The following is a 24921-nucleotide window of genomic DNA, read 5'->3' as shown; positions in this document are numbered from 1 at the left end:
CTCTCCTTAAGCAGATTGTGCAATTCCGAGAATCAACTGTCCTGCATGAACCTGATCTCCAGGCTTCACACTTGAATCATAGAAACATATCCATCACAAGGTGCATGCTGTGGGAACTCCATTTTCATACTTTCGAGAATTGCCAGTTGGTCGCCCTTCTTTACTTGTTCACCCTGAGATACAAGAAGTTTCCACACACTTCCCGGCATAATTCCGCGTACAGCAACAGTCCCTGCCGGCAGCTCATCCTCTGGTCCTTCATTGATAGTCTCCTGTTCGGATACGTACTCAGCCAATCCCTTCGCCTTCCAGCTCTCTCGCTCTTCTTTAAAAGCAATTTGCTGCTGCTTACGGAAAGTTTCCGTACTATCTTCGATGGAGCTTAGAAATTGCAAATATTCACCTAAATCAAAGGTCGTTTCTTGAATATCCGCTTCATATCTGCCTCTCGGGAAGTCTTCCCGCAGTTGAAGCAATTCCTCCGCGCTGACCTCGTAGAATTGGATTTGATCAAAGAACCTTAACAACCAAGGTTTACCCGACTTAAAACTTTCCGTTGAACGTAGACGATTCCACATTTGAATGGTACGTCCTACGAATTGATAACCTCCCGGGCCTTCCATCCCATACACGCACATATATGCACCACCGATGCCAACAGCATTTTCCGGTGTCCATGTTCGTGCCGGGTTATATTTCGTTGTGACTAGGCGATGACGCGGGTCGACAGGTGTGGCTACTGGAGCCCCCAAATACACGTCACCTAATCCAAGCACCAAATAATTAGCGTCATAAACAATCTTTTTAACATCATCAATTGTATCTAATCCATTCATGCGTTGAATGAATTCCAGGTTGCTAGGGCACCACGGCGCATCTGGACGCACCCCTTGTTGATAACGCTGAATCGCCAGCTGTGTCGCGGGGTCATCCCAAGAAAGCGGCAAACGAACAATACGCGAAGGCACGCGGAACTCTTCTAATGGAGGCAGCGCTGCGTCAATCTCAACAATTTTCTTACAAGCTTCACTTACCGTTATTTCTGATGGGTCGATGTGAATTTGCAAAGAACGAATCCCTGGTGTTAAATCCATTACCGGAATCGAGCCGCTTTCCACAATCGCTTGCATCAAAGCCTGCACTTGGAATCGCAGCAGCAAATCCAGCTCAAGCTCACCATACTCAACTAGTAAATTCTGATCACCACAGCAGCGGATCGTGATTGGAAATCTGCGATTAGCAGTCTCATGGAAAAGACGCGGGTATTCCGGTGTAATCACTTCATTGACAGCAGGGAGCCGCACAAGCGCCAGCCGCCCGAAATTCCCCTTACCAATCGCACGCAAGTTGCTTTCCTGCAGATCGCGCAAGGCTTCTGCTTCCGGAAGTGTCAGCAAGTGGAATCGAATCGTATCACCTGGATGAAGCTGGCCCAGCTTCCAAAACTCAGCCGAAGCCGTCGTCACCGGACACACGAAACCACCAAGACTCGGGCCATCAGGCCCAAGAAGAATAGGCATATCCCCCGTCAAATCCAGCGTACCGACAGCATACGCATTATCGTGAATATTGGATGGATGAAGCCCCGCTTCTCCGCCATCTTCACGTGTCCACAGCGGAGCAGGTCCTTTCAAACGAACCCCCGTCCTCGAGGAGTTAAAATGGACTTCCCAACTCGTTTCCGTCAATTGATCCAAGTATTCCGCATGTAAAAACTCACCTGTACAATGAGGTCCAGGTATCACACCGATCGTCCACTCTCGCGTCATTACAGGACGATACTCTAGAGCAAGTTCTGCCGTCTCTTGAACGGGACTTCCACCTTCATTCACACCCAGCACATCTCCCGTACGCAGCGCCCGACCGCCATGACCACCGAAACCGCCTAGCGTAAACGTGGAGGAGCTGCCAAGAATTTTCGGCATATCCAAGCCGCCGCCGATAAGAAGATAAGTACGCATACCTTCCTTGGCCTCGCCGAAGCTCAGCACTTGACCGCGAGCCGCAAACACCGGCTTATACGTTACAATAGCCGTTCCATCCAGCTCCGCTTGCATATCTGCACCAGTGACGCAGAACCACATGTCACTGCGGAACTTATAAGAACCTCCGCGCAGCGTCATTTCCAATCCGCAGGCATCGTCAGCGTTGCCAAGCAGCTTGTTGCCGATACGGAACGATAGCGGATCCATCGGCCCGCAAGGCGGCACACCCACATCCCAGTGGCGGATGCGTCCAGGGAAGTCCTGAACGGTGGTTTGGATACCTCCGTCTACAACTTCCAGAGCCCGTTCCACAGGCTCGAACGTATTCAACAATTGCGTGAAGACGTTCCCGTCTACGCAATCTTTCTCTTGCAGAAGAGCCTGCAAATACTGCAGATTCGTTGTAATCCCGTACATGCGCGTTTCCGCCAACGCTTCGATCAGCTTACGAATGGCGTCCAAACGATCTATACCGTGGACAATGATTTTAGCCAGCATCGGATCGTAAAGGGTTGTGACCGTAAGACCATCCCGAACCCACGTCTCATTCCTTGCTTTATCCGAAAATACCGCACGATCCAGCTGCCCTGCACTCGGACGGAACTGCTGAAGGCAGTCCTCCGCATAGATACGCGCTTGAATGCTGTGGCCTATTGGCTTACGAATGAGAGACTGAATATCCTTCAGCTCATTCGCTGCTTCAAGCACCATCCACTCAACAAGGTCAACTCCCAACACTTCCTCCGTTACCCCATGCTCAACCTGAAGTCTGGTATTGACTTCAAGGAAGTAAAACTCACACGTCTCCGGATCGTAGAGATACTCCACCGTACCCGCACTGCGATAGCCTACTTCAGCAGCAAGACGCTTCGCCGAGGCGAACATCGCCTCACGCACTTTATCTGACAGATTCGGAGCCGGGCTTTCTTCAATGACCTTCTGGTTACGGCGCTGAATAGAACAATCGCGCTCACCTAGTGTAACGACTTCACCGAAGTCATTACCGAAAATTTGTACCTCAACGTGACGCGCTCTTGCGATATATTTTTCCAGAAACATACCGCCGTTTTTGAAATTCGTCTCTGCCAAATGACGTACGCCATCATAAGCGGATCTCAGTGTTGCCTCATCTGCACAGACTCGCATCCCAATGCCGCCGCCGCCTGCTGTGCTTTTAAGAATAACAGGGTAACCAATACGCGCAGCTTCAACTATTGCCTCATCCAGCTCTGTAATCAGCGGCGTTCCCGGCAACATCGGTACGCCGGCTCTTTCTGCGATTTCCCGTGCAGAATGCTTGAGTCCGAACATTTCCATTTGCTCTGGCGTAGGTCCGATGAACACAATGCCATTCTCTCGGCAAGCGCGGGCAAAGTCCGCATTTTCACTTAAAAAGCCATAACCTGGATGAATCGCTTGCGCACCGGTTTCCAGTGCTATTTTCAAAATCAACTCTGTATTGAGATAGCTTTCCTTCGCTGGCCCTTCACCGATCAGAACTGCTTCGTCCGCACCATCCACATGTAAACTATCTTGATCTGCCCCTGTATATACAGCAACGGACGCAACCCCGAGCTTGCGTAAAGTACGCTCAATACGTACAGCGATAGCGCCACGATTAGCAATCAGCACTTTAGTAAACATCGTATCCACACCCCTTCGAATTTCGTAGACAAATCTATCCCTCTTGAGCAAAGGAACTTACTTCTCCCAAATAAGAACCTGAATCGGTGTAGGATTATAGGCATTACAAGGATTATTAAGCTGCGGACAGTTACTAATAAGCACCATAGAGCTGCCAAGCGACTGGACCTCTACATAACAGCCCGGAGCGGAAACGCCATCATCGAACTTCAGTCCACCATCCGGTGTGACGGGTACATTCATAAAGAAGTTAATATTGGGTGCCAAATCCCGCTTCGTATACGCTCCGCTTTCGTGCTGAGCAAGCTGGAGCATAAACGTATCCCGACAATTATGCATGGACAGTTTATCGTGCGAGTAGCGTACTGTATTGCTTTGAGCTGAGCACGAACCCCCGACCGTATCATGGCGTCCACAAGTGTCGGCTACGATTTTGAGCAATTCCTTACCGGATTCTGCTCGAAGGACAGAGCCTGTGCTGAGATAAATATTGCTTTGACCTGCAATCGTCGCGACTGCACTATAATGATCTTCCGGATTCTCTGCATCATAAAATAGCGTATCAGCCGCCTGATTCCCTTCCAGATCGACAATGCGGAGCACCTGTCCTGGCTTCAAAACGCGTATCCAACCGTCTCCCGCTTGAATAACTTCGCTATAGATGGCATCCCGGGCGAGGCGAGGGCTTTCCACTCGATTAAATACAGCCATTTAAATTCCTCCTAACAGCGTTTGATATTCCCATGTATTTTCAAATGCTCGGCGATTTTCCGGGCGATAATTCAAGCAATAATCATCTTCACCCACAGATGAGGCAGCCAGCACCTCGATTTTGACTGGCACAGATGGATATGTTGATCTTGGGTCAAGCGAGTTCGGCGTGTTCGATAAGATGAGCAAGGCATCTAATTCCGTACGCAGCGTAACCGTGGCTCCTGCAGGGCAATGAGTATCACTAAAATGCATATCCCCATTGTCATCACAAAATACTTTGGAAAATAGATTCACAACCGGCATCATATCGCGCATGCTAAGGCCATTACGTACCAGCTCTACCGCAAAGTTCTCTTGTCCGCTCCGTAGCCAATCATTCCGCTGCTCTTGGAAATTCGTCGTTCCGTACTTGGCATCCGTAGCCGCACGGCTTGTGTATCCACTAAGCGGATCATGCCAACCAATACTGTCCTCCACGATGCTCACTAACGCTCGACCATTGTCACTCATCAGCACGTTTCCTCGCGTCAAATGGGCTGTATGTTGGGCTTTCAGCGTATCCGGCATATTGTAACGCTCCGTAAGATCCTTCGCGTGGAACACTTGTATAGACACATTTGCGCCGGCCTCCAGCGCCGTAAAACGAATCAACTTCCCTCTACCAATCACTCCTGACCACTTACCGCCCGGCCCTATCGTCTTGCTCCAAATGTTATCCATGCTACCCATCTCCTTCGCCATGTCGTTAAACAAAAAGGGAGACATCACAAGACTCAAATGTCTTGGTGATATCTCCCAGGTTTTTATCCTTCCGTGGCGCTCTTCTACAAGAGCGGTTTACTCTCGGACCAGCCCGGTATAACCGGCGGAACCCTAGTAAACAATCGTATTCGTTTGTGTTACTAAACATAACATCGTTAATGATGTGTGTCAATAACTTCTAGATTAATTCCGTATTTTATCTAAAATACTTCTCACAAGCTAAACTATGTGTTATATTAACTTACACACATAGCCAATATCTAACATAAGCAAGTAAATTGCCATTATCGCTAATAGGTAAGTAACGATTCATCACATACATGGTTTTCTAGGGTTCCGCGAGTGCAAGCAGCTCGGTCTGGACCAAGAGAAAACGCACAGCTAACCCTGTGTTCACGGAGGGATAAAAGCCCGGGAGGATATCTGTTTCATAGATATCTCCTTGGCTTTTTTGCATATACGCTCCGTTAGATCACCGGGAAAACAATATAAAGGAGTGTCAACATAATGAAATCAGAAGTCACACTACGCAAATCTTTAAACCTATCCCAAGTCGTTTATATGGGGTTAGCATGGATGACACCTATGATTTATTTCTCCATCTATGGCATTGCTTATGAGAATGCACATGGCATGCTGACGCAAGCTTACCTGCTTGCTTTCGTTGCCATCTTTTTCACCGCGTACAGCTATGGTGTCATGTCCAAATCTTTTCCCACATCAGGTTCTGCTTACACTTATACGAAGAAAAGCATCCATCCCTACTTAGGCTTCCTGGTCGGCTGGGTACTGCTCCTTGACTACTTTTTCTCCCCCATCATTGCCTGCCTTACCTTCGGCATCTATCTTCACGCACAATTCCCGTCCATTCCGGCGTATGTCTGGATCATTGGGCTCAATATCGTTCTCGGTATCGTAAATATGATTGGCATTAAGTTTTCGGCAAATCTCAGCAAGCTGTTCGTCTGGATTCAGATCCTTTTTATCGCGGTCTTCTGTCTTTTCCTTTTCCGAAATATCACCGGAGACGTTCATCCGCTGCAGCCATTCCTGCAAACCGAAGTCCCCTTCTCCGCCATTCTTGCCGGAGCATCGATGATCTGCTTCTCTTTTCTAGGCTTTGACACGGTCACAACCATGTCGGAAGAAACGAAAAACTCCGAGAAAACGATCCCTCGGGCCATCATGATTATCATCATTACAGCCAGTATTCTTTACTTGGTGCCGTCTTTTCTGACACAGTTGGTTTATCCACAGCTAACCTTCATCCATATCGACTCGGCTGGGTTCGAGATCGTGAAGCTCGTCGGTGGAGCCGCACTTAGCTCCGTGTTCATCACCGTACTTATACTCGCCATTTTCACCCAAGGCTTATCATCGGTAACTAGCGTTTCTCGTCTCCTCTTTGTGATGGGGCGCGATTCCGTTCTCCCTAAGCGGGTGTTCGGTTCCCTTCATCCTAAGTTCAACACACCTGTCACCAACATCGTGATCGTCAGCGTCGTCTCTCTGCTCGCTCTTGTTATATCGCTAGACAATGCGGTGAAATTCGTGAATTTTGGGGCATTGACGGCCTTCTTCTTTGTAAACATCTCAGTTATTGCTCAAAAATACATCAGAGATAAGCAGCGCTCGCCGAAACAGACGTTCCTCTATCTCATTCTCCCGGTGATCGGAGCCGGATTCATTGGCTATCTACTGTCACTGCTCGACAAAGATGCCCTATGGATGGGAGGCGTATGGCTCCTCGCGGGCATTGTGTATCATTTGATTCGAAAGCGTTCCACACGTACGCTAACTGCTTCAAACAGGCCCATCATCACGGGCAGCGGCCGTCCCTCTGGGTCTCTGGAATAGAATAAATAAAAACCGTCAGATCATCCTGACGGTCCTTTTTAGGTTTAACGCGCATCCTGCAATTTTATATTCATATCCTTGTTTCGATATAATTTTATGCAAACAATTTGCCTTACTTATGGTAAGGTTCAGCGTAACATCAATAAGGCGAATTTAAGGGCACCCATTCGGGTGCCCTTTATTCAGTTGACGATAGCAACTTGTTCAGTCATCGTCTTCGAGCAGTTCGGCCAATTCCTCGCGATCCGCCTCATCGGCAGTCTTATGAATGGCGCAATATAGGTGTTCGGACGGCGCGTAGATGCTGTAGATTTTGGGTGGTTTTCTGCATGCCTTGGGCTATCACCAAAAAATGTAATTGGGCATATATTGATGGTATCGAACTTCCAAATACGAAAATTGAGTTCACCCGAAAGGGGATTGTATATACTGAAACCTAAATATGGAAGCTACTCCAAATGCCACGAAGTACCCATTTTCCACCGCCGCAATATCAGCCTCTGCAGCAACGGGGTGCAGAGCCTGCGTAGCTTACACCGGCTTATATACACTTGGCATCTAGTGATTCCTCCTATGCGGTCGGGCAAGTGATCCATGTAAACGGCGGCAGGTACTTCAGTCAATGAGCACTCTAACGGTGAAAGTACCGCAAATTTGTTTTTGTACGACGGAGGAAAAAATCCTAATGAAAAATCATTCTTTAATTATAAATATAAACTCGCAACCAGCCCGAAATGGTTATAGCAAGAACAAAAAGGCGTTAATTATTCAAGGAGGATATCAACCCCATAGGCCAAAAGAAATTGCAGTGATTCTGGCGGAATTATTGCGGCAAGAAAACTTTGAGGTAGAAATTTCGGATACGTTGGACGTGTTGCTTGACCGGGAGAAATTAATGCGGACGGATTTGATCGTTCCCGATTGGACTCTGGGAACGATTACGCAAGAACAATTGCGTTCCTTCCTTGAAGCTGTCAACAACGGAACCGGAGTGGCTGGGATGCATGGCGGTATGGGAGACGCGTTTCGCTGTGAAATCGAGTACCAGCTCATGGTAGGCGGACATTTTGTCGCTCATCCTGGAGGGGCGGGAGTAACCTATCAAGTCCACATTAGCAATCGTGATCACCCTATAATGGCAGGAATTCGAGATTTTACGGTTACTACCGAACAATACTACTTTCTTGTTGATCCGGCTAATGAAGTACTTGCAACCACCACTTTTAAGGTTCATCCCCCGGAAGTATGGAGAGAAACCGTCATGCCTGTAGTATGGACAAAAAAATACGGAAGAGGACGGATTTTTTATTGTGCTTTAGGACACTCCTTGAACATTGTAACAATGCCTGAAGTCTTGACAATGATGAAACGGGGAATGGTTTGGGCTGCCCGATGAATGATCCAATCCGACAAGATTGGGCAAACGAAAAAGGCTGGATACTCTGAAGCGGCCGTACGGTATAGAAGCAGTTCGAAAGGAAGTGATCCCATGAGAATATACATCGCAAATGACGGGTATACCCTGCGGAAAATCGCAAATCAACATCAGATTCCAGTCACTGAGCTTATGGCGCTGAATCCGAACATTGAGAAGCCTGATCAGAACATTAGCGGCAAGCCGGTGAGGCTCCCCTCGTTAAACGTGGCTGGCATGAGCCGATTGTATATTCCCCCCACTTGTCCACCTGCCCCTCCGACAGACTATCTGGATCAATGGATTCCACTTACTCCAATAGAGGAGATGGAGAAAACCGATTATGACGTATTGATCATTGGCACCGGGGCGGGAGGCAGTGCCGTTCTTTGGAGGCTATGCGAACAGTTGGGAGCGAGCGGCAAACGGATCGGCATCATTGAAGCGGGCGATCTTTTATTACCCATGCATGCACAGAACCTCCCTACGTTAAATGTGAAGCGATACGTACAATTATTTACAAACCCTAAAATTTCGATACCGATTGGCAAGGGAATCCCGGACTTTCCGGCGGCAACGCTGTTTTATGCGCTTGGGGGAAGAACGTTGTTTTGGTCTGGCGTCTCTCCTCGAATGCATCCTTCAGTGCTGAGTAAGTGGCCGCTCACATTGAAAGAGATGAACTATTACTACAATATTGCCGAAGAGGTGATGAATGTTAGTCGGGAATACACCAAGGGTTCTTCAATCACGGAAGTCCTTGTGAACCGGCTTCGTGGAGGTGGTTTTAACGAAGCGGCGGGTTTTCCGCTAGCGGTTGATTTAGCACAGACAAAATATGGACGAATCCATTCCAATGTTTTTTTCAGCGCCATGAATTTATTTGCGTATTCATTAAACCGCAGGTCTTTTGATTTGGCTGTGAATGCCCGAGCAGTGAAGGTGCTTCACGAAAATGGGAAAGCTGTCGGCGTAGAAGTGAAGAACCCTGACAAGAAATCGTTTTTTCTTAAATCCAGGAACGTGGTCTTTTCGGCAGGGGCTCTTGATACTCCACAAATTCTGCTTCATTCAGGGATTCAAGGAAGAGCAATCGGTCATTATCTTACCAATCATTCTTTTATCATGGCGCATGGAGTGCTGGACAGAGCGGATTTTTCCGAGCTGTTAGGGACGCTAGGTATTTTAATCCCTCAAACGAACGACCAGCCCTTTCAAATTCAACTCTATGGACCTGGAGACAATTTTTGGTACAGTTATGAAGAACCGCCTTTGCAGAAGGAATTGGAGGTTCGTTTTGAGGGTTTCGGTATCGTGGAATCACGGTTTGAAAATCAAGTTTATTTGAATCCGAATATCCGGGATGAATACGGGGTGCCGAAGATACAAATCGATTTCTCTTATAGTGAAAAGGATAAAGAAATTATTGATCAAGTTGCACAGGCGGTAAAACAAGTTTCCGAAGTCATTAAAGCGCCTTTGATTTCTGAGAACGGCAAGTCTGATCTTTGTCTGATGCCCCCAGGACAAGATAATCATGCGTCGGGAACTTGTCGGATGAGTGATGACAGTCGCGATGGAGCAACGAACCGCTATGGAGAGGTGTTTGGCGTGGCCGGTTTATTTGTGGCCGATAATAGTGTACTCCCTCCCCTAGGAGCATCCAATCCAACATTATCGACAATAGCCCTTGCCATACGTACTGCAGATTACATTATTAAGAAACTATGAGAAAACCGTCTATCGAAGTCATTTCGAAGATGTAATGACAGCATTATTTAGTGGCTAATATTTCGCCTTACTTGTGGTAAGGTTCCCCGCGATTTATCCGCATCACATGATAAAACCTGCTCCACCTGTACCAACCGTATCAGCTGGTGCAGCAGCGTTATGCTTTACACCATTGGATAAAATACAATCAAATCGAGCTCATTCACTTTGTTTGCACGTTTCCATTGGAGTTAATCCAACAGAATGCTCCCTGTATAAATCCAATGAAACTAACCCCAACCGCCGATGTCATGAGACATCATTGGATATAATCCAATCAAATCCCTCAAGCTCAGGTATTTCGACCTTTCTCCTCACTCAAATAAATAAAGGTAAGCATCGCTTACCCCAAAACAAATAAGAGAATGGTATTAGGGAGAAGTGAAGCTACCGCGAGTAGGGAAATGGTTTGTTCTAGGTGTTAGCTTTAGTGCTGATGTTGGTTCGGTATTGCTATGATTACGAATAAGCAAATTTTCACCCTGTGAGTGATTTTGTTTTCTAAGTGACAGTCATACCCCGACTTAAACGGGCAAAAGTTGTACAACGTGCAACAATTTCGGCGTTTTTTTCTCAACAAGCCGCTGATGTTGTATATTGTACAACTTTTTTTCCGTATTTCACCCAATTGAGCTACTTTCGGGAGAAAATGTTGTATTTTCTGCAACAAATGCCGCGATAACGCCGATTATCTTGCTTAATGTTGTACAAAGTACAACTTCGCCTGCCAGTATCGAACTTACTCAACCTTAGTTACTCTTGCCCAAAAGGACGGGCGTAAACCGTTCGTTTATTGATGGAATGATGTGCGGCAAGCTTTGATTCATTTGCAAGAACGCTTCACTACCTTCGCCTATTCGAACTGACCCACCTTACGATCCGCAGGGAAAACAAGCCCCATCTGCTTTCTTGCCTCATCCATAATGGCCATTGCTATACTGGAATTCGCATGTGAGTTCGTCAGTGACTCCGATGCTCCGCTTTTGATAAGCCGAATAAATTCTTCCGCTTCATAGCGCATCGTTCTTATACCCTGCTCCCGCGTCAGGTTTTCGACAGAACCATCTCGGTAACGGATTTCAACTTTTTCAGGCGTGTTGATTTTATCGATGACCATTGTCGCATGCTCACCCTGAATTTCTGCAGGCAGATAGGAGCTCGATATTTTGGAGTGCATGATAACCGCGTCCATCTCTTTATAGCTCAGAAGCAGGCTGCCCTCGCCATCTACACCCGACTCCAGCAGCACTCCGCTTGCTTGTACGCGTTCAGGAGCACCAAAAAGCACCGCCAACGGATAAATACAATAAACGCCTAGATCCATAATCGAGCCATTTGAAAAAATGGGATTGAACGCATTCAGTACCGTTCCCTGCTTATAAGCATCATATCTAGAGGAATATTGGCAATAGCTCGCAAAATAACGACGAATTTTCCCTAGTTTATGTAAATTGTCTTGTATCGCCTTGAAATTAGGAAGCAGCGTGGACTTGAGAGCTTCCATGAACACCACTTTATTCGTTTGTGCATCTCTAATCATCGCTGAGAGCTCAGCGGTATTGGATGCCGCCGGCTTTTCGCAGATAACATGCTTGCCATGATTCATACAGAGTATCGCATATTCAGCGTGAAGCGAGTTCGGACTCGCGATATAAACCGCATCAAATTCCTTACTTTGTGCAAACGTTTCTAGGCTTGTATAGATATGAGAAACCTCAAATTTCTGAGCGAATTCCGCAGCTTTTTCCTCCGTACGCGAGTATACGGCAGTTAAGTCGAACTCCCCCGTCTCGCGGGCAGCATGTATGAATTCTTCTGTAATCCAGTTGGTTCCTATAACAGCAAAACGTATCATTTCGTTCTCCTTTATTCCACTCTTGTTTTACATAACTATACCATGATTTCAGAGTTGTTGAAAAAGCGAACAGAAACTTTAAGTCAGAATTGTTATCTAACAACCCCCTTGACATGAAACCAAAAGGTTTCGTATAATCCTTTGTGTAACCATTTGGTTTCGTATTGCAATGCCTTTGGAAAACCTGATATTTTGGACACAATACGAAAAGGACATACAGGAAGGAATGACTTACGATGCAGGACGAATTGCTGAAGAAGCTGCGCTACAAGCAAGGACGAGCTCTCGTTCTTCAGGCACCGGAAGGCTACAAGCTTGGCATTGAGGATAATGAGGAGCAGAATGGGACTTACGATTTCGTTCAGCTTTTTGTTAACAATGCCGCCGAGGTGGCTGAATGGGCACCTAAAGCGATTGCCTATTTGAACGATGAAGCTGTGTTCTGGATAACCTATCCGAAACAGAGCTCGAAGGTGAAAACCGACATTAACCGAGACATTCTGTGGAAGTTGATGGATGAGAAAACAGACTATCGTCTTGTAAGCAATGTCGCGGTGGACGATACATGGTCGGCCCTGCGCTTGCGTCATAAGAGTAAAGTAAAAACGAAATCCTAAAAAATTAATTATTTGGAGGCTTCTTATTTATGGAAAATCAGACTCAAGGCACATTGCCGGATATCAAGCAAACACTAGTTTTTAACGCACCGATTCAAAAGGTTTGGAATGCTGTAGCAACCTCTGAAGGCATCGCGGCTTGGCTCATGCCAAATGATTTCAAGCCAGAGGTAGGCTATGAGTTTCACTTGGAAGCAGGTCCTTTTGGCAAATCCCCTTGTAAAGTAACCGAGCTTGACCCGCCTAACCGTTTATCTTTCGAATGGGGTAAGGATTGGTCGCTGACTTTCCAATTGAACGATTTAGAAGGCAAAACGGAGTTCACTCTCGTCCACTCTGGTTGGGATGCGGATAAAGTTACGGAATTCGGTCAACCTCATGCGGTTGTTCGCGAGACGATGTCGATGGGCTGGGGTGGCATAGTGAAGGCACTCACTGCTTACGTCGAGGCTTAAGATGGCTGTCCCCTCGCAGAAGCATGACGTTTTTCAAGCGATCGCCGATCCGACCCGCCGTCAGGTATTGAAGCTGCTTGGTGAGCAAGAGATGCCCGTCACGGTTATCTCTGGACATTTCCCGATGAGCCGCACCGCGGTGTCCAAGCATCTTCGCATTTTGGCTGATGCCGGGTTGGTGAAAGAACGCAAAGTCGGCCGCGAGACCCGATACAGGCTGGAGGCGGAACCGCTTATGGAGTTGAAGCGTTGGCTATCCTATTATGAACGCTATTGGGAAAACAAGTTAAATGTGCTCAAACGGTTCGTGGAATCGGACGATGAGGAAGGCGGAAATGCTTTATCCGCTTTGGAATTGGTCGATCCTACGAAACACGAATAACAAATACTACTAGTCGTCGGTTCTTCGAACCCTCGGCTTTTTTCTTCAACAAAAAAAGGTCATCTGCCCTGCTGTTTTCAACAGGTTAGATGACCTTTTTTACACTACCTGCTACTGAACAGGCAGCCACTCTTGTGACCATTTTGCAATCTCACCGAAAATCGGAGCCAATGCCAGTCCCTTGTCCGTAAGTGAATATTCGATACGAACAGGACTTTCTGGGAATACTACCCTCTTAACGATACCTTCATGCTCAAGCTCCTTCAGCCGCTCCGACAATACCTTGCCGCTCAAATTCGGAAGTGCCTGATCGATATTTATGAACCGCTGCGGGCCTGATAGTAATTGAAAAACGATAAGCGATGTCCAGCGCTTGCTGAGGATTTCTACAGCTTTTTCGAAACGAGGACACAATAGGTTTCGTTCCATGTTTATCACCTCTATATGTCTATTTATTATAGAGTAAGTCGACACGGATATACAAGGTTACAAAAAGTAATTTAGTTACTTGACGAAACTAACATTTTAACGTAATATCAGTTACATAAAGTAACTAAGTGAATTTAAGTAATTTATAAAGGAGTGTTTTTATCAGTGATTTCGCCCATATTTGTAGGACACGGATCTCCGATGATGGCTATTCAAGATACAGCTTGCACGCAATTCCTGCTCGACTATGGCAAGCAGCTCTCCCCAAAAGCGATTGTTATTTTTACGGCTCATTGGGAAACAGAGGTACTCACTATTTCGTCCACCAATGACGTATATGACACCATCTACGATTTCCGCGGCTTCCCGGATGAACTGTTTCAAATCAAATATCCTGCCAAAGGGGATGTGGAGCTGGCTCGCATGATCTCTGACCGATTCACGGCGAAAAGCATCCCTGTAAACTTGGATTCCCAACGCGGGCTTGACCACGGCTCTTGGGTTCCGCTATTACGGATGTTTCCAACACCAGAATGCCCAGTCATTCAAGTGTCCGTCAACCCGTACTTGCCGCCTGCAGAGCAGTATCGCATTGGCGAAGCACTGCGCGGCCTCGATCAGGAGGATATCCTGATTATCGGAAGCGGCGCTACTGTGCATAACTTACGAGCTCTCAATTGGGATGCCAAAGAGCCGGACGCTTGGGCTGTTGATTTCGACGAATGGCTCATCCAGAACATGCAAACGCAGAACCTGGAAGCGCTGTTCGACTACGCCACTTTAGCCCCGAATGCTCGTATGGCTGTGCCAAGACCAGAGCATTTCATTCCGCTCTTTATTACAATGGGCAGCGGCGACCCAGAACGTCCTGTTCAAGTGATTCATCGCAGCTATGAAGTCGGCTCGCTCAGCTATCTTTCGGTCTCTTTTTAACATGAAATGGACGGCTCGCATCATTCAAGGTTTGCTGGCAGTCGCGTTTTTAATGTTTGGCTTTATGAAATTATCCACAATTCCCATGCAGGTGGAAGCTTTTACAGTAACCTATGGGTATGGTCTAAATGCCATGTATGTTGTTGGCGCTATTGAATTATTGGCTGGAATCGGGCTAATTATCGGCTTCTGGAAGCCGCGTATTGCCTTCTTCTCCGCTGGCATTATTGTAATTATAATGGCTGGTGCTATGCTCACCCATGTCCGATCAGGTCAAGGTATGAGCACCGCGGCATTACCGCTTATCTTTCTCATCCTAGCATTAATTGTTATGCTAAGACGTTCCAAACGTGCATAAACAAACGGGTATCCCAGCCAAATGGCAGGTGATACCCGTTATTTGCGACTTACGACGGAATAGGCTTCGACATGTGTTCCCGATACTCCGTTGGCGTTAAGCCTGTATATTTTTTGAAGGTGCGCAGGAAGCTTCTCGTATTTGCATATCCGACCGCTCCCGAAACGTCATTAACTTTAATGGACTTATCTTTCAAAAGTTCCATTGCCGCTTTAATGCGAATCTCGATCATATAATCGATAAAATTGCTTTCCGTGTGATCCTTAAACAGTCTGCTGATGTAAGGCGGAGTAAGATGAAACATTTCGGCCAACCGGTCCAAGGACAGATCATACTCCTGATAATGCTCTCGGATATAGTCCAGCATCCGCTCGATCGTCTCATTTTTCCCACGTTGATTGCGCTTTTCCTCAATTTGTGAAGCCAAGCCCTCGAGAATATCTCCGACTAGCCGCTCTGCATCCTTCCAGTTCTCACATTTCCCAATCCGGTCATAGAAGCTGCTTAGGGGACCCATCGATATTTCCGGCTCAATCCCAATGGCTTTGACGGTTTGCAGAGACTTCATCACAAGGTCATAACACAACTGCCTAATCAATTCCGGAGGAAGATTGCTCCCAACCGCTTCACGGAATGTATCCGATAAGTACGTAAGCATCTTAACGCGATCTGTTTGCCTCATGGCTTCCATCACCGGATCGATCATCCGGCTGAGCTTGTAATAATCTTGTCGGTCCGGCGGCTGCAAGTCATCTACCGATATGACCGAATGCTTGCCGAAGATCATTTTATAATGAAGCGCCTTCTGCGATTCATCAAACGAGTTCGGTATCTCTTTCATCTCCATACGGCATTTGCCGACTCCGACCGTTACCGTTAAGCCAAACTGCCTCTTCATGATATCAAGGATCAGTTCAAGTATGACTAACGTTCTCAAATGATTCTGCTCCGCATCGCCTTCTGCGAAGCTGAGAAGGACAGCAGCCCGGCCGCCCCCTAGATCGATGGCCATGCCTGCATGCTCAGTTCGAATCAACTCCTCCGCAACATTGCAGAACATATAGGTATATAACGTTTCGTCCCGCGGAGCAAGCTGTTCTCCTTCCTTGCCAATCTCAGCCGTACACACGATAAAGCGCTCCGCATACATGTGAATCCCCAAAAATTCTAAATGATGATACATCGCATGGAAATCGGAACGGTTGCCGTTCAATACATCCATCATGATCTTCCACTTGAGCATCGGCTTCGAATCCCTGACATGCTGCTCCAAGTGCTCGCGGTCCGTAACCATCTCATCGAAAATATGCTCCAGGTTTCTGAGTCCTATACTCTCTGCCCCCTGCCCTCTCCGCTTGTTCACGCCGGACAGCTTACCCGCCAATCGATCCAGCGGCTTAAAGGTCCAGCGGTTCACATAAAATAAGGCAGCCAATGCCAAAAAGAACATCACGACGGCAAAGGTGAGCAGCAGGTTGCGTGTAACCTTGATTGGTTCAAATACGGTGGATTCCGGCATTATGCTGACAAATTTCCAGCCCGTGTATCCGCTCGTCCGGTAAAAGACAGACTCCTGAATTCCGTCCAGCTTCACGTTGAAGGATCCGCTGTCTGGATCGCTTAATATCGTCTTAATATATGACAGCGACTTCATATTGCGGTAAAGCTGGTTCTTATCATCATGAGTGACGACATTTCCTTCCGCATCCAGAATGAAAAATTGACCAGCGTGGCCATCCTCGTAGATCTCTTTAATCATCTGAAACAACTGAGCCTCTTTGATGCTAATAGCCATTAGACCCTTCCTGAAGCCAGGACTGCTGAGGCTAGGAAAACTGCGGACCAAGGTAATCACATCTTGGGTCTCATGGCCATCCCATACCTTCTGAGTCGATAGCCACTTAAAATATTCAGGCATATCCAGGTACTGGGCCAACCAATTGAACTCTGACGATGCTTGCTTTAAATAGGTTTCCTCTGTCATTAGGTCTCCACTGATATGAGAGTACGCAAAGACAGAGGAATAATTTGGATTATTTGAAATGAATTCCCTTAACCTGTTTGTCAATGTATAGTAAATGCTATATCTGTGTCCGTCATCACTGTAGCTGTTATTCATAAAATAAACAAATTCCAGCCCCTCGGCCATGGAGAGCAGATCCTTCTCCGTCTGGCGAAAGGCAGCCTCGATCTTGGAATCAACCTGTTTCAATAGTGCAAGATTAGCATCCTGCAAGTCCTTCTGCAGCCTGCCCACAGTGCCTGTATACGACAACCAGAAGGTCAGGGCGATGATGAAAAGGAATACGATACCATAAATCATCATGGCTTTTCCGGATATGCTGGTTCTCATGATGGACCTCCGCTTCGGCGCATTGTTTTGTTTTCTATTGTACCATTAACACGGCTGTCCGGGAGGGAAAATCTGGTCTTCCTATCAGTTGATGGAATTTACAGTAACGCCGGCAAGAGAGTAGATAAACACTGGTGCTCCAGTCAGAGGTACATTTACAACTCCTGATACTGCAGCCATATATTTGTAACTCCCATCAATTCCAACAATCGTTACACCTGGATCAGATGTCGCAATTTGGGCCGTTCGGGAAGTGCTGCTTGTCGTTTTCCAGCTCGCATCCCATAAAGATGTGATGTACTTGTTCTTATTCTCGTCCCAGAATTGATACCCATAATAAGGATTAGCCACATTCGATACAGCGCCCAGATATTTCGAGTCCTTAAGCACCCTAATCAACGTGTAGTAGCCGTAATAGCTCTCTTTCGGTTTACCGTTCCAGTCGATCAGTCCTAGGTTATGCTCCAAATTGTTAGTCTCCGTGCCATCATCAGCAAAATCATACCAATGCATCGTTCGGATTCCGTTTGCGATGGCGTGCATGTAAGCTCTGGCCAAGTAATTTCTTTGGGTGGATCGATCCACCGTTTTTAAGTAGCTTCCGCCTGTATAGGTGCTCCAGCCAAGCTCGGTAACTACGATTGGCTTTTCTCCATCACCATGGCTAGCCATGACGGTTTTCAATTCCTGGAACGTTTGGAGCAGCTTTTCAGGTGCGCCTTGTTCCAGCCCTGGAACAGCAGGATACTCATATTTGACGTAAGGATGGACATCCATGACGTCGAAATACGTTTTCACCAAGGCGCCATTCTGTCCATCAGAATTATACAAGGCATCCAGCCAGTTCAAGCCCTCATCCGCTTTTAATCGATCCAAGCCGGCGAGAGCAGGCTCTACAAGCAAGCTCTTGCTGCTGACCGCTTTCAAACTGTCATGGTTTGCCTTGAGAGCGGCCGCTACAGCAGCCGGATCTCTTTTGGCAAGATCAGGTTCATTGTAAGTAGAGAACGTATAGGCTCCTCCATTATTATCAGACTGAACATAGCCCGGACCATGATAAAAGTAGTGGAAATTTAGTCCGCTTTTGCCGTACAACGTCTTCATCGCGCTGCTGTGATCCCACCATCTGTTCTTATTGATTCCTCCAAGATCTCTTAGAAGACGCAATTTTGACATCAGGAACACATCTTCCGTCTCCCCATGGTGCACATAGTTTCCTCCACCGTAAGGAGCATCGTTGATGGCAAATATATCTCCGACCTTCTCCCCGCCAAGAACAGATGGCGTAGTCATTTTCAATGTCTCAACATCTTTCCTCTCTCCACCGGTTGAATGGAAGGGAGTTACGGCTACATAATAGGTGGTCTCTGGCTTCAGGGCAAAATACGATAAGTATTTGCCGACCTGCTCAAGTGACTTGGCCTCTGCCGCGAACTTCGGCGTCAAACCTGTTGTACTCGCAAAAGTAGAGGTCTCGATATATACGCCGTATTTGTTTACATTGTTGACGACGCTGTTATAGCTGGACCAGTCCAGATATAGCGTGCTGTAATTTTTGAGCTCTGCAGTAAACTCAACTTGATCCGGCGTCGTCTTCTTCGGAAGCGCAGGGTCGTACAGCTTCCAACCCCAGATCGCCACTTCTCCGACCGTTAAAATCTCCGAATTATTCGCATTATGCATAATCATTTTGATATATTTCGCATGCTTGCCTGGAACGCCGTAACTTGGCGTATTCACGACGGCGTTCGCTGTGCGGCTGCTCGCATTAGGCGTATAGCCGAGAGACGTATAGTTCACGCCGTCAGTACTAACGAGAACCTCATACCCGTCCATGAACTTGTTGCCGCCCGATGCCAATGTCCATACATCGATTTTCCCGATTTGATACACATCGTTCAAGTTGAAGACAACCGAGCCGAACTTCCCTTTCGAACCCCAGATCGAGTTGGTCGTAGAAGCCGCATCGGATTCTTTGCTGGAACCGTCAATTAAGTCCGGTGCTCCCCCTACAGTGTCATTCTTGGAGCTATCGTTATCATATTTGATTAAATCTCCATCTGTAACGAACGGTTGATCGGTCAACCACTCGTAGGATGCGCCTGTTGCAATCTTAGGAAGGGACGTATTATAAAAATAGCCGGAAGACCTTAAATGGTTATTGCTCAAGATAGCCGTCGGCTCCAGAGCATCGCCATATACGGCCACTTCTCCTAGCCTCATGACTTGCTTTGCCGGATCCTTATGCATAATGACTTTGATATATTGGGCATAAACGGCAGGCTTGACGGCAAGCGTAACCGGGGCAAAACCTGAGCCTGGTGGATTCACATTGTCCACAGTCCCAATCTGATTGTAAGTCACTCCGTCGAAGCTGGCATACACCTCGAAATTCCTCATATGACTGTTATTGTCCGTGTCCGTCCATACCTTCACCGATGATACCTTATAGACGGATTTCAAGTCGTATATAAGCGTTCCATATGCGGCAGAGCCTTCCGCGCTCCCCGTTGTGCTGCCCGTGTTATCGTCAGGGCCGTTACTGCCATCCGACATATCCGGCCCACCAATGTCATCCGAAGCGATCAGCGCCGGATCCGTCGCATGGATCCCTTCTGTCAACCAGGTATAGGACGCTCCTGTAGTCATAGCCGCTGTACCCTCAGGGAAGAGTGTCCCACCGATCACATTTCCGCTTAGTAACTTCTCGCCGTTTGCCGCCTGAACAGGTTGACTTTCCAAAGGAATAGCAGCGGAAACCAAGCCGAGCAGAAAGGCCAATGCAACTACAAGAGCACAGCTCTTTTTCATAAATCTCATGGCAAAGCTCCTCTCTGGTATGTGGCGTACAGGATCGGAACAGCTTCGTCGGTGGCCGCTTCATAAGGCATATCATCACCTTTTGAACGTGCCTCGACAGTCACTATACTGCTCGCCGTATAACTGCCATCGTCGGTCGTCACGGTAATCGTTGCCGTACCTGCTGATACTCCAGTAATGATTGCATGCTGCTTGTTAACCTCTTGCGTAACACTAACAACCGCCGGATTGCTCGATGCGAAGCGGACCTGCTTGTTGCTTGAATTGCTAGGTTGGACCTTTGCGTTCAGGACAATCGCTTGACCCTCTTTCAATGTTACGGTCGAGCGGTTCAGTGCAACCCCTGTTACTTGCACTTCGCCGTCGGAAGGCGCCTTGATTGTCACCGTACTGTTCGCCGTATAGCCACCATCGTCTGTCGTCACGGTAATCGTTGCCGTACCCGCTGACATACCAATGACGGTTGCTTGCAGACCATAGACCCCTTGCACAACGCTTGCCACCGCTGGATCACTCGATGTAAAACGAACTTGTTTGTTGGTCGAGTCGCCAGGAAGGAGCGTCGCATTCAGGACGGTCGTTTCTCCCAGATTCAATGATGCCGTCATTTGGTCCAGCGTAACCCCTGTTACCCGCACTTCGGGCGCAGCGATTTCGGTTAAAATCAAATCTTCAAACAACTGTGTATTTTTGCTGGAACCAATCCCGCTCATGTATTCAAGCCAACCGCGTCGGGTAGTGCCGTCATTCTCATTAATCAGCATGGAAAACCCAAAAATGTCTTTGTCCTGTGGCGATTGGCCTTCAGGCAGCAGCTCCGACCACGGAATCGCGAGCTCATAGGTGGTGGCGATGTCGCTGCGATTAACTACCGCTTGCACAGTCGTCATCTCCCCTGTTGGTTTACCGTTAGCTGACAACCATCTCCAGACCATCGGTCCTTGTTCTCCTAGCGCGATACCGAACTCGTTGTTTTCCGCGCTGCCGATGCCGTTAACTCTTCCCGTATCCACGGAGAACTGTATGCTATCCCCCTGCCACATGTCGCCGCCAGTGCCTTTTTGATGATGGATATTATCTTTTACCTCCATACCAAAGTAGAGATGGCTGCGGTCCCACTTCAGATAGCCTTTGCCGCTTAAATCCTGCTCACCGCCCCAATTGGCGATGTTCTTATTTTGATCCGATCGGTTAATGTCGATAGGCATGCCATTATGCCAGCTTGCCTCTAACAGGCTGCCATCTATGATCGGTGCCGTCTGGTCGTTCACAGCTGCAATAAAGTTAAATGGTCTCTCCACGAGCTTCGTAAATCCGCTATCCAGCTCCACCGTGAGCTTTAACTTGGCTCTCGCTTGCTCCGGGAGCTCGATGATCGGAATCGTTATTTTCTTGATTTCCCCAGGCAAGAGACCATTGAAAGCAATCGGGCCGCTTTGTCCTAAGACCAAATATACAGCCTCGGTAACGCTTATAGTGCCGTTAAGTTCTTTGTCCTCAGTCGCATTCTCCACATAAATTGCCGCGTTCCATTGATCCCATTGCCCGGGTACAGCAATCTCAGGAACCATGCGGACTTTGACTGTTTCCAGCACATTGGCCTTTAATTTCATGGACGCAACAAGCGATGTGCCCGAGATGACTTGGAGCGTAAGCTCCTGGATCTTCTCTTCCGCGTTAAGCGGAACGGGAATAGCAATCGGAATGGCAGTCGTTCCCGCTGTAAAGTTCACGTCACCTTCCAGCTTCCATTCATCGGATGGACCAATTAGCTCCAACCTTCCGTCCAGCTCCGCACCCATCCCGAATCGGTTGATCGCAGCGTGGATAATCTCTCCACGTCTAACATCCACCGATGGAGTCTTTAACACAAAGGAATCATCAATGGACGAAATCTCCACGCCCGTGCTGGAGTAAATAAACACAGGTGCGCCATTAATCGTTAAGCTTGCGCTTCCATCGCTGACTGGCAAATAGGTATAGCTTCCGTCAATACCCACAACGGTAAGCCCGGCGTCCTTCGTTTTGAAGGTTGCTGTTTTGGTTGATTCATCCGCCGCCCAGAGCGATGTGATATACTGATTTTTCCCTTCATGCCAATATTCATATCCATAGTACGGGTGCTCGACATTCGGCTGGGCTCTTACGTATTTGGCGTCTTTCAGTACCTTAGACATCATATAGTAAGCATAATAGCTTGGCTTCGGAATGCCGTTCCAGTCGATGAGTCCCAGATTATGCTCTAGATTGGTCGCATCGAGTCCGTCATCTTGGAAATCGTACCAGTGCATTCTCTTAATCCCGCCTGCAATCGCATGCATATAAGCTCTAGCCAAATAGTTGCGCTGTGTGATCTGATTCACTGGACGAAGATAACTGCTTCCCGTATAGGTGCTCCATCCTAGCTCCGTGAAGATAATCGGTTTCTCCTGATCGCCATATTTGGCTTTCAGCGCCTGGATATCTTCAATTTTCTTAATCAGCATTTCCGGCGCGCCTGGAATAAGTCCTGGCAAGCTGCCTTCATGGTTTTTCACATAGGGGTGTACATCAAGCACGTCAAAATAGGTTTTCACTAAAGCCCCATTTTGCCCATCTGATTTATATAAGTTCTCAAGCCAAGTCATACTTGCGGGTTCAGTTCCGCCAAGAGCAGGCTCAACAAGTAAATTTCGGCTATCCACCGCCTTCAAGCTCTCGTGGTTTTGCTTAAATTGCAAGGCTAGTGCAGAAGGATTTGTGCCCTTTAAGTCAGGCTCATTAACCGTGGAGAAGGACCAGGTTCCTTGTTTGTTTTCCATCGGAACATCTTGTGGCCCGTGGTAGAACGTATGGAACCCAACCCCGTATTTATTGGAGAACGTTTTGACCCAAGAATCATGAATCCACCAACGGTTGAAGTTAATCCCTTCGATGCCTCTCGTCAGAATAAGCTTGCGGATGATGTTCTCATCCTCTTTGCTCCCGTGCTGCACATAATTACCTCCGCCATAAGGCGTATCGTTAATAGCGAAGATGTCCCCGACCTTCTCCCCGCCGAGAACACTAGGTGTCGTGATTTTGACCGTGCTGACATCCTTGCGTTCGCCCGAGGCGGTGCTCGTCGGAGTTACTGCGATGTAATAAGTCGTCTCTGGCTCCAAAGATGAAACAAGCAGAAACTTCCCCTTCTGTTCAACCGATCCGTTATCGGCCGTCACATGAGCGGGTAGTCCGTTTGTTGTCGTAAAGTCGCTCTTCCGAATGTAGATGCTGTATTTATTAACCTTGTTGACTACGGAATTATACGCAGACCAATCCAAATATAGCGTGTTGTAATTTTTCACATAGGTCGTGAATTCGACCTGATCCGGGTTGTCTTTCTTGGCAAGCGTCACATCATACAGCTTCCAGCCCCAGATTGCGATCTCCCCCGCAATCAGTCGGTCGGAGTCGTTCGCATTATGCATGACGATTCTTACATATTTCGCATGCTTGCCGGGGGTGCCGTAGGAAGGCGTATTGACCATGCCACTTTCATATCGGCTGTTCGGATTCGCAGTGTATCCGCTTGAGAAATAATTAACGTTATCGACGCTTAACAAAACTTCATAGCCGTCCATGAAATTACCGCTCTCCGCTTTGGACCAAACATCGATATTCCCGATCTGATACATATCATTTAATGTAAAAGTTACCGTTCCGTATTTTCCTTGGGAACCTGCGGCCATACTGGCTATCGTATCTGCCGTTTCCTCCGTGCTCGAACCGTCAATTAGATCAGGCAAGCCGCTGACGCTCCCATCATTCTTAGCGCCGGCTTCATTGTCGCTCGTCATTAAACCAGCTTGCGTCACAAAAGGCTGTTCGGTGCTCCATTTATAGGTTGCCTTTGTATCCAGCTTTGGCATCCCTGTGACATAGTGACCACCGGCTTTTAACTGGTTATTGCTTAGAATCGCCGGCGCTTCCGCAGCGTCACCCCATATCGCCACTTCTCCTATGCTCATCATGAGCTTGGCCGGATTTTTGTGCAGGATGACCTTTACATATCTGGCATAAGGGGAAGGTTTGATGTTGCTGGTCACAGGAACGATGCCTGCGACATCCCCGTATGTACTTTCGGTAACCGCAACGCGGTTGTAATTCACACCGTCGATACTTGCATAAATCTCAACCTGCTTTAAACCGCTTGTTCCCGAGAATTCGGACCAAACCTGCAAGGCGGATACCCGGTATACGGCTTGCAGGTCATAGACCAACGTTCCGTGAGCTGCTCCTGATTGACTGTAGGTTGACGTGACAACGCTTACAGAACCGTCTGTCATTTGGGCCGCATCGCCAGAATCTGCAGCCAAAAGCCCAGGATTCGTCGCATAGAGCCCTTCCTGCTGCCAATTATATACGGCTCCAGTATCAATGACCGGTGTATTTTCCGGAAATAACTGGCCTATTGTATTACCACTTAGCAGCTTTGGCACATCCGACTCGGCCGCATACGCGATAGGTGCGTCAGTCGATGCCATACCTATGGTTTGAATAAACAATAATATCGCTAAGATGATGGGACCTATTTTTTTTAACATTACAGAAC

15 protein-coding genes, 2 pseudogenes and 2 riboswitches are annotated in these 24921 nt (G+C 47.5%); of the genes and pseudogenes, 9 read left to right on the top strand and 8 right to left on the bottom strand.

Annotated features, from left to right (window positions below):
• Window positions 1–6: 6 nt before the first annotated feature.
• From uca to QFZ80_RS36670, 3 genes and pseudogenes are all read right to left on the bottom strand, one after another.
• Window positions 7–3629: pseudogene (gene uca, locus QFZ80_RS36680) on the bottom strand (urea carboxylase).
• A 57-nt stretch (window positions 3630–3686) separates the two neighbouring features.
• Window positions 3687–4340 (bottom strand): urea amidolyase associated protein UAAP2, encoded by a 654-nt coding sequence (locus QFZ80_RS36675; protein ID WP_307563524.1) that lies wholly within the window; start codon window positions 4338–4340, stop codon window positions 3687–3689.
• On the bottom strand, window positions 4341–5063 hold the full coding sequence (locus QFZ80_RS36670) for an urea amidolyase associated protein UAAP1 (protein ID WP_307563522.1): 723 nt from the start codon (window positions 5061–5063) through the stop codon (window positions 4341–4343).
• A gap of 70 nt (window positions 5064–5133) precedes the next feature.
• Window positions 5134–5231: riboswitch (guanidine-I (ykkC/yxkD leader) on the bottom strand.
• Window positions 5232–5422: 191 nt separating this feature from the next.
• Window positions 5423–5525: riboswitch (guanidine-I (ykkC/yxkD leader) on the top strand.
• A gap of 87 nt (window positions 5526–5612) precedes the next feature.
• Between QFZ80_RS36670 and QFZ80_RS36665 the strand changes: the two genes are divergently transcribed.
• The 4 genes and pseudogenes from QFZ80_RS36665 to QFZ80_RS36650 all read left to right on the top strand — a co-directional run bounded on the left by QFZ80_RS36665 (window position 5613) and on the right by QFZ80_RS36650 (window position 10107).
• The gene (locus QFZ80_RS36665) at window positions 5613–6962 is read left to right on the top strand and encodes an APC family permease (RefSeq protein WP_307550268.1); all 1350 of its coding nucleotides are present in this window, start codon (window positions 5613–5615) and stop codon (window positions 6960–6962) included.
• A 530-nt stretch (window positions 6963–7492) separates the two neighbouring features.
• Window positions 7493–7588: pseudogene (locus QFZ80_RS36660) on the top strand (NAD(P)-dependent oxidoreductase); the annotation flags it as partial.
• Between the two features lie 59 nt (window positions 7589–7647).
• Window positions 7648–8358, top strand: a complete 711-nt coding sequence (locus QFZ80_RS36655) for a ThuA domain-containing protein (protein ID WP_307550271.1) — start codon at window positions 7648–7650, stop codon at window positions 8356–8358.
• 93 nt (window positions 8359–8451) lie between these two features.
• Window positions 8452–10107, top strand: coding sequence for a GMC oxidoreductase (locus QFZ80_RS36650; protein WP_307550273.1), 1656 nt, complete (start codon window positions 8452–8454; stop codon window positions 10105–10107).
• Window positions 10108–10999: 892 nt separating this feature from the next.
• Here QFZ80_RS36650 and QFZ80_RS36645 read toward each other — a convergent pair.
• Window positions 11000–12001 (bottom strand): Gfo/Idh/MocA family protein, encoded by a 1002-nt coding sequence (locus tag QFZ80_RS36645; RefSeq protein WP_307563519.1) that lies wholly within the window; start codon window positions 11999–12001, stop codon window positions 11000–11002.
• A 236-nt stretch (window positions 12002–12237) separates the two neighbouring features.
• Between QFZ80_RS36645 and QFZ80_RS36640 the strand changes: the two genes are divergently transcribed.
• From QFZ80_RS36640 to QFZ80_RS36630, 3 genes are read left to right on the top strand one after another with little or no spacing between them, the layout of a single operon-like run.
• On the top strand, window positions 12238–12618 hold the full coding sequence (locus QFZ80_RS36640; RefSeq protein WP_307563517.1) for a hypothetical protein: 381 nt from the start codon (window positions 12238–12240) through the stop codon (window positions 12616–12618).
• A gap of 29 nt (window positions 12619–12647) precedes the next feature.
• Window positions 12648–13073, top strand: coding sequence for an SRPBCC family protein (locus QFZ80_RS36635; protein WP_307550279.1), 426 nt, complete (start codon window positions 12648–12650; stop codon window positions 13071–13073).
• A gap of 1 nt (window position 13074) precedes the next feature.
• A complete protein-coding gene (locus QFZ80_RS36630; protein ID WP_171646032.1) occupies window positions 13075–13455 on the top strand; it encodes an ArsR/SmtB family transcription factor in 381 nt (126 codons plus the stop codon).
• A gap of 111 nt (window positions 13456–13566) precedes the next feature.
• On the opposite strand, the gene catR is transcribed toward QFZ80_RS36630, so the two are convergent.
• Entirely contained in the window at window positions 13567–13884 is a 318-nt protein-coding gene (gene catR / locus QFZ80_RS36625; RefSeq protein WP_307563515.1) for a catDE operon transcriptional regulator CatR, read from the bottom strand.
• Window positions 13885–14049: 165 nt separating this feature from the next.
• Here catR and QFZ80_RS36620 point away from each other — a divergent pair, with 165 nt between their 5' ends.
• The gene (locus QFZ80_RS36620; protein WP_307563513.1) at window positions 14050–14817 is read left to right on the top strand and encodes a DODA-type extradiol aromatic ring-opening family dioxygenase; all 768 of its coding nucleotides are present in this window, start codon (window positions 14050–14052) and stop codon (window positions 14815–14817) included.
• A gap of 1 nt (window position 14818) precedes the next feature.
• On the top strand, window positions 14819–15175 hold the full coding sequence (locus QFZ80_RS36615) for a DoxX family protein (protein WP_307563512.1): 357 nt from the start codon (window positions 14819–14821) through the stop codon (window positions 15173–15175).
• Window positions 15176–15224: 49 nt separating this feature from the next.
• Here QFZ80_RS36615 and QFZ80_RS36610 read toward each other — a convergent pair whose 3' ends face one another.
• The 3 genes from QFZ80_RS36610 to QFZ80_RS36600 all read right to left on the bottom strand — a co-directional run bounded on the left by QFZ80_RS36610 (window position 15225) and on the right by QFZ80_RS36600 (window position 24913).
• On the bottom strand, window positions 15225–17528 hold the full coding sequence (locus QFZ80_RS36610) for a helix-turn-helix domain-containing protein (RefSeq protein WP_307550289.1): 2304 nt from the start codon (window positions 17526–17528) through the stop codon (window positions 15225–15227).
• An 84-nt stretch (window positions 17529–17612) separates the two neighbouring features.
• The gene (locus QFZ80_RS36605) at window positions 17613–20348 is read right to left on the bottom strand and encodes a discoidin domain-containing protein (protein WP_307563510.1); all 2736 of its coding nucleotides are present in this window, start codon (window positions 20346–20348) and stop codon (window positions 17613–17615) included.
• Window positions 20345–24913 carry an Ig-like domain-containing protein gene (locus QFZ80_RS36600; RefSeq protein WP_307563508.1) on the bottom strand — a complete coding sequence of 1523 codons (4569 nt, stop codon included), beginning with the start codon at window positions 24911–24913 and terminating at the stop codon, window positions 20345–20347. Before QFZ80_RS36600 ends, QFZ80_RS36605 begins: the two co-directional genes overlap by 4 nt.
• Between the last annotated feature and the right edge of the window lie 8 nt (window positions 24914–24921).

This window comes from Paenibacillus sp. V4I7, from assembly GCF_030817275.1.
GTDB lineage: Bacteria > Bacillota > Bacilli > Paenibacillales > NBRC-103111 > Paenibacillus_E.
The sequence above is the reverse complement of the archived record's forward strand: the minus strand, read 5'-3'. Positions and strand labels throughout refer to the sequence as shown.

Bases quoted from the DNA above. Each gene is read 5' to 3' on its own strand.
- QFZ80_RS36635 (WP_307550279.1), top strand. From the start codon at position 12,648: ATGGAAAATCAGACTCAAGGCACATTGCCGGATATCAAGCAAACACTA.
- QFZ80_RS36650 (WP_307550273.1), top strand. From the start codon at position 8,452: ATGAGAATATACATCGCAAATGACGGGTATACCCTGCGGAAAATCGCA.
- QFZ80_RS36645 (WP_307563519.1), bottom strand. From the start codon at position 12,001: ATGATACGTTTTGCTGTTATAGGAACCAACTGGATTACAGAAGAATTC.
- QFZ80_RS36670 (WP_307563522.1), bottom strand. From the start codon at position 5,063: ATGGATAACATTTGGAGCAAGACGATAGGGCCGGGCGGTAAGTGGTCA.
- QFZ80_RS36605 (WP_307563510.1), bottom strand. From the start codon at position 20,348: ATGAGATTTATGAAAAAGAGCTGTGCTCTTGTAGTTGCATTGGCCTTT.
- QFZ80_RS36610 (WP_307550289.1), bottom strand. From the start codon at position 17,528: ATGAGAACCAGCATATCCGGAAAAGCCATGATGATTTATGGTATCGTA.
- QFZ80_RS36600 (WP_307563508.1), bottom strand. From the start codon at position 24,913: ATGTTAAAAAAAATAGGTCCCATCATCTTAGCGATATTATTGTTTATT.
- QFZ80_RS36655 (WP_307550271.1), top strand. From the start codon at position 7,648: ATGAAAAATCATTCTTTAATTATAAATATAAACTCGCAACCAGCCCGA.
- catR (WP_307563515.1), bottom strand. From the start codon at position 13,884: ATGGAACGAAACCTATTGTGTCCTCGTTTCGAAAAAGCTGTAGAAATC.
- QFZ80_RS36615 (WP_307563512.1), top strand. From the start codon at position 14,819: ATGAAATGGACGGCTCGCATCATTCAAGGTTTGCTGGCAGTCGCGTTT.
- QFZ80_RS36640 (WP_307563517.1), top strand. From the start codon at position 12,238: ATGCAGGACGAATTGCTGAAGAAGCTGCGCTACAAGCAAGGACGAGCT.
- QFZ80_RS36665 (WP_307550268.1), top strand. From the start codon at position 5,613: ATGAAATCAGAAGTCACACTACGCAAATCTTTAAACCTATCCCAAGTC.
- QFZ80_RS36675 (WP_307563524.1), bottom strand. From the start codon at position 4,340: ATGGCTGTATTTAATCGAGTGGAAAGCCCTCGCCTCGCCCGGGATGCC.
- QFZ80_RS36630 (WP_171646032.1), top strand. From the start codon at position 13,075: ATGGCTGTCCCCTCGCAGAAGCATGACGTTTTTCAAGCGATCGCCGAT.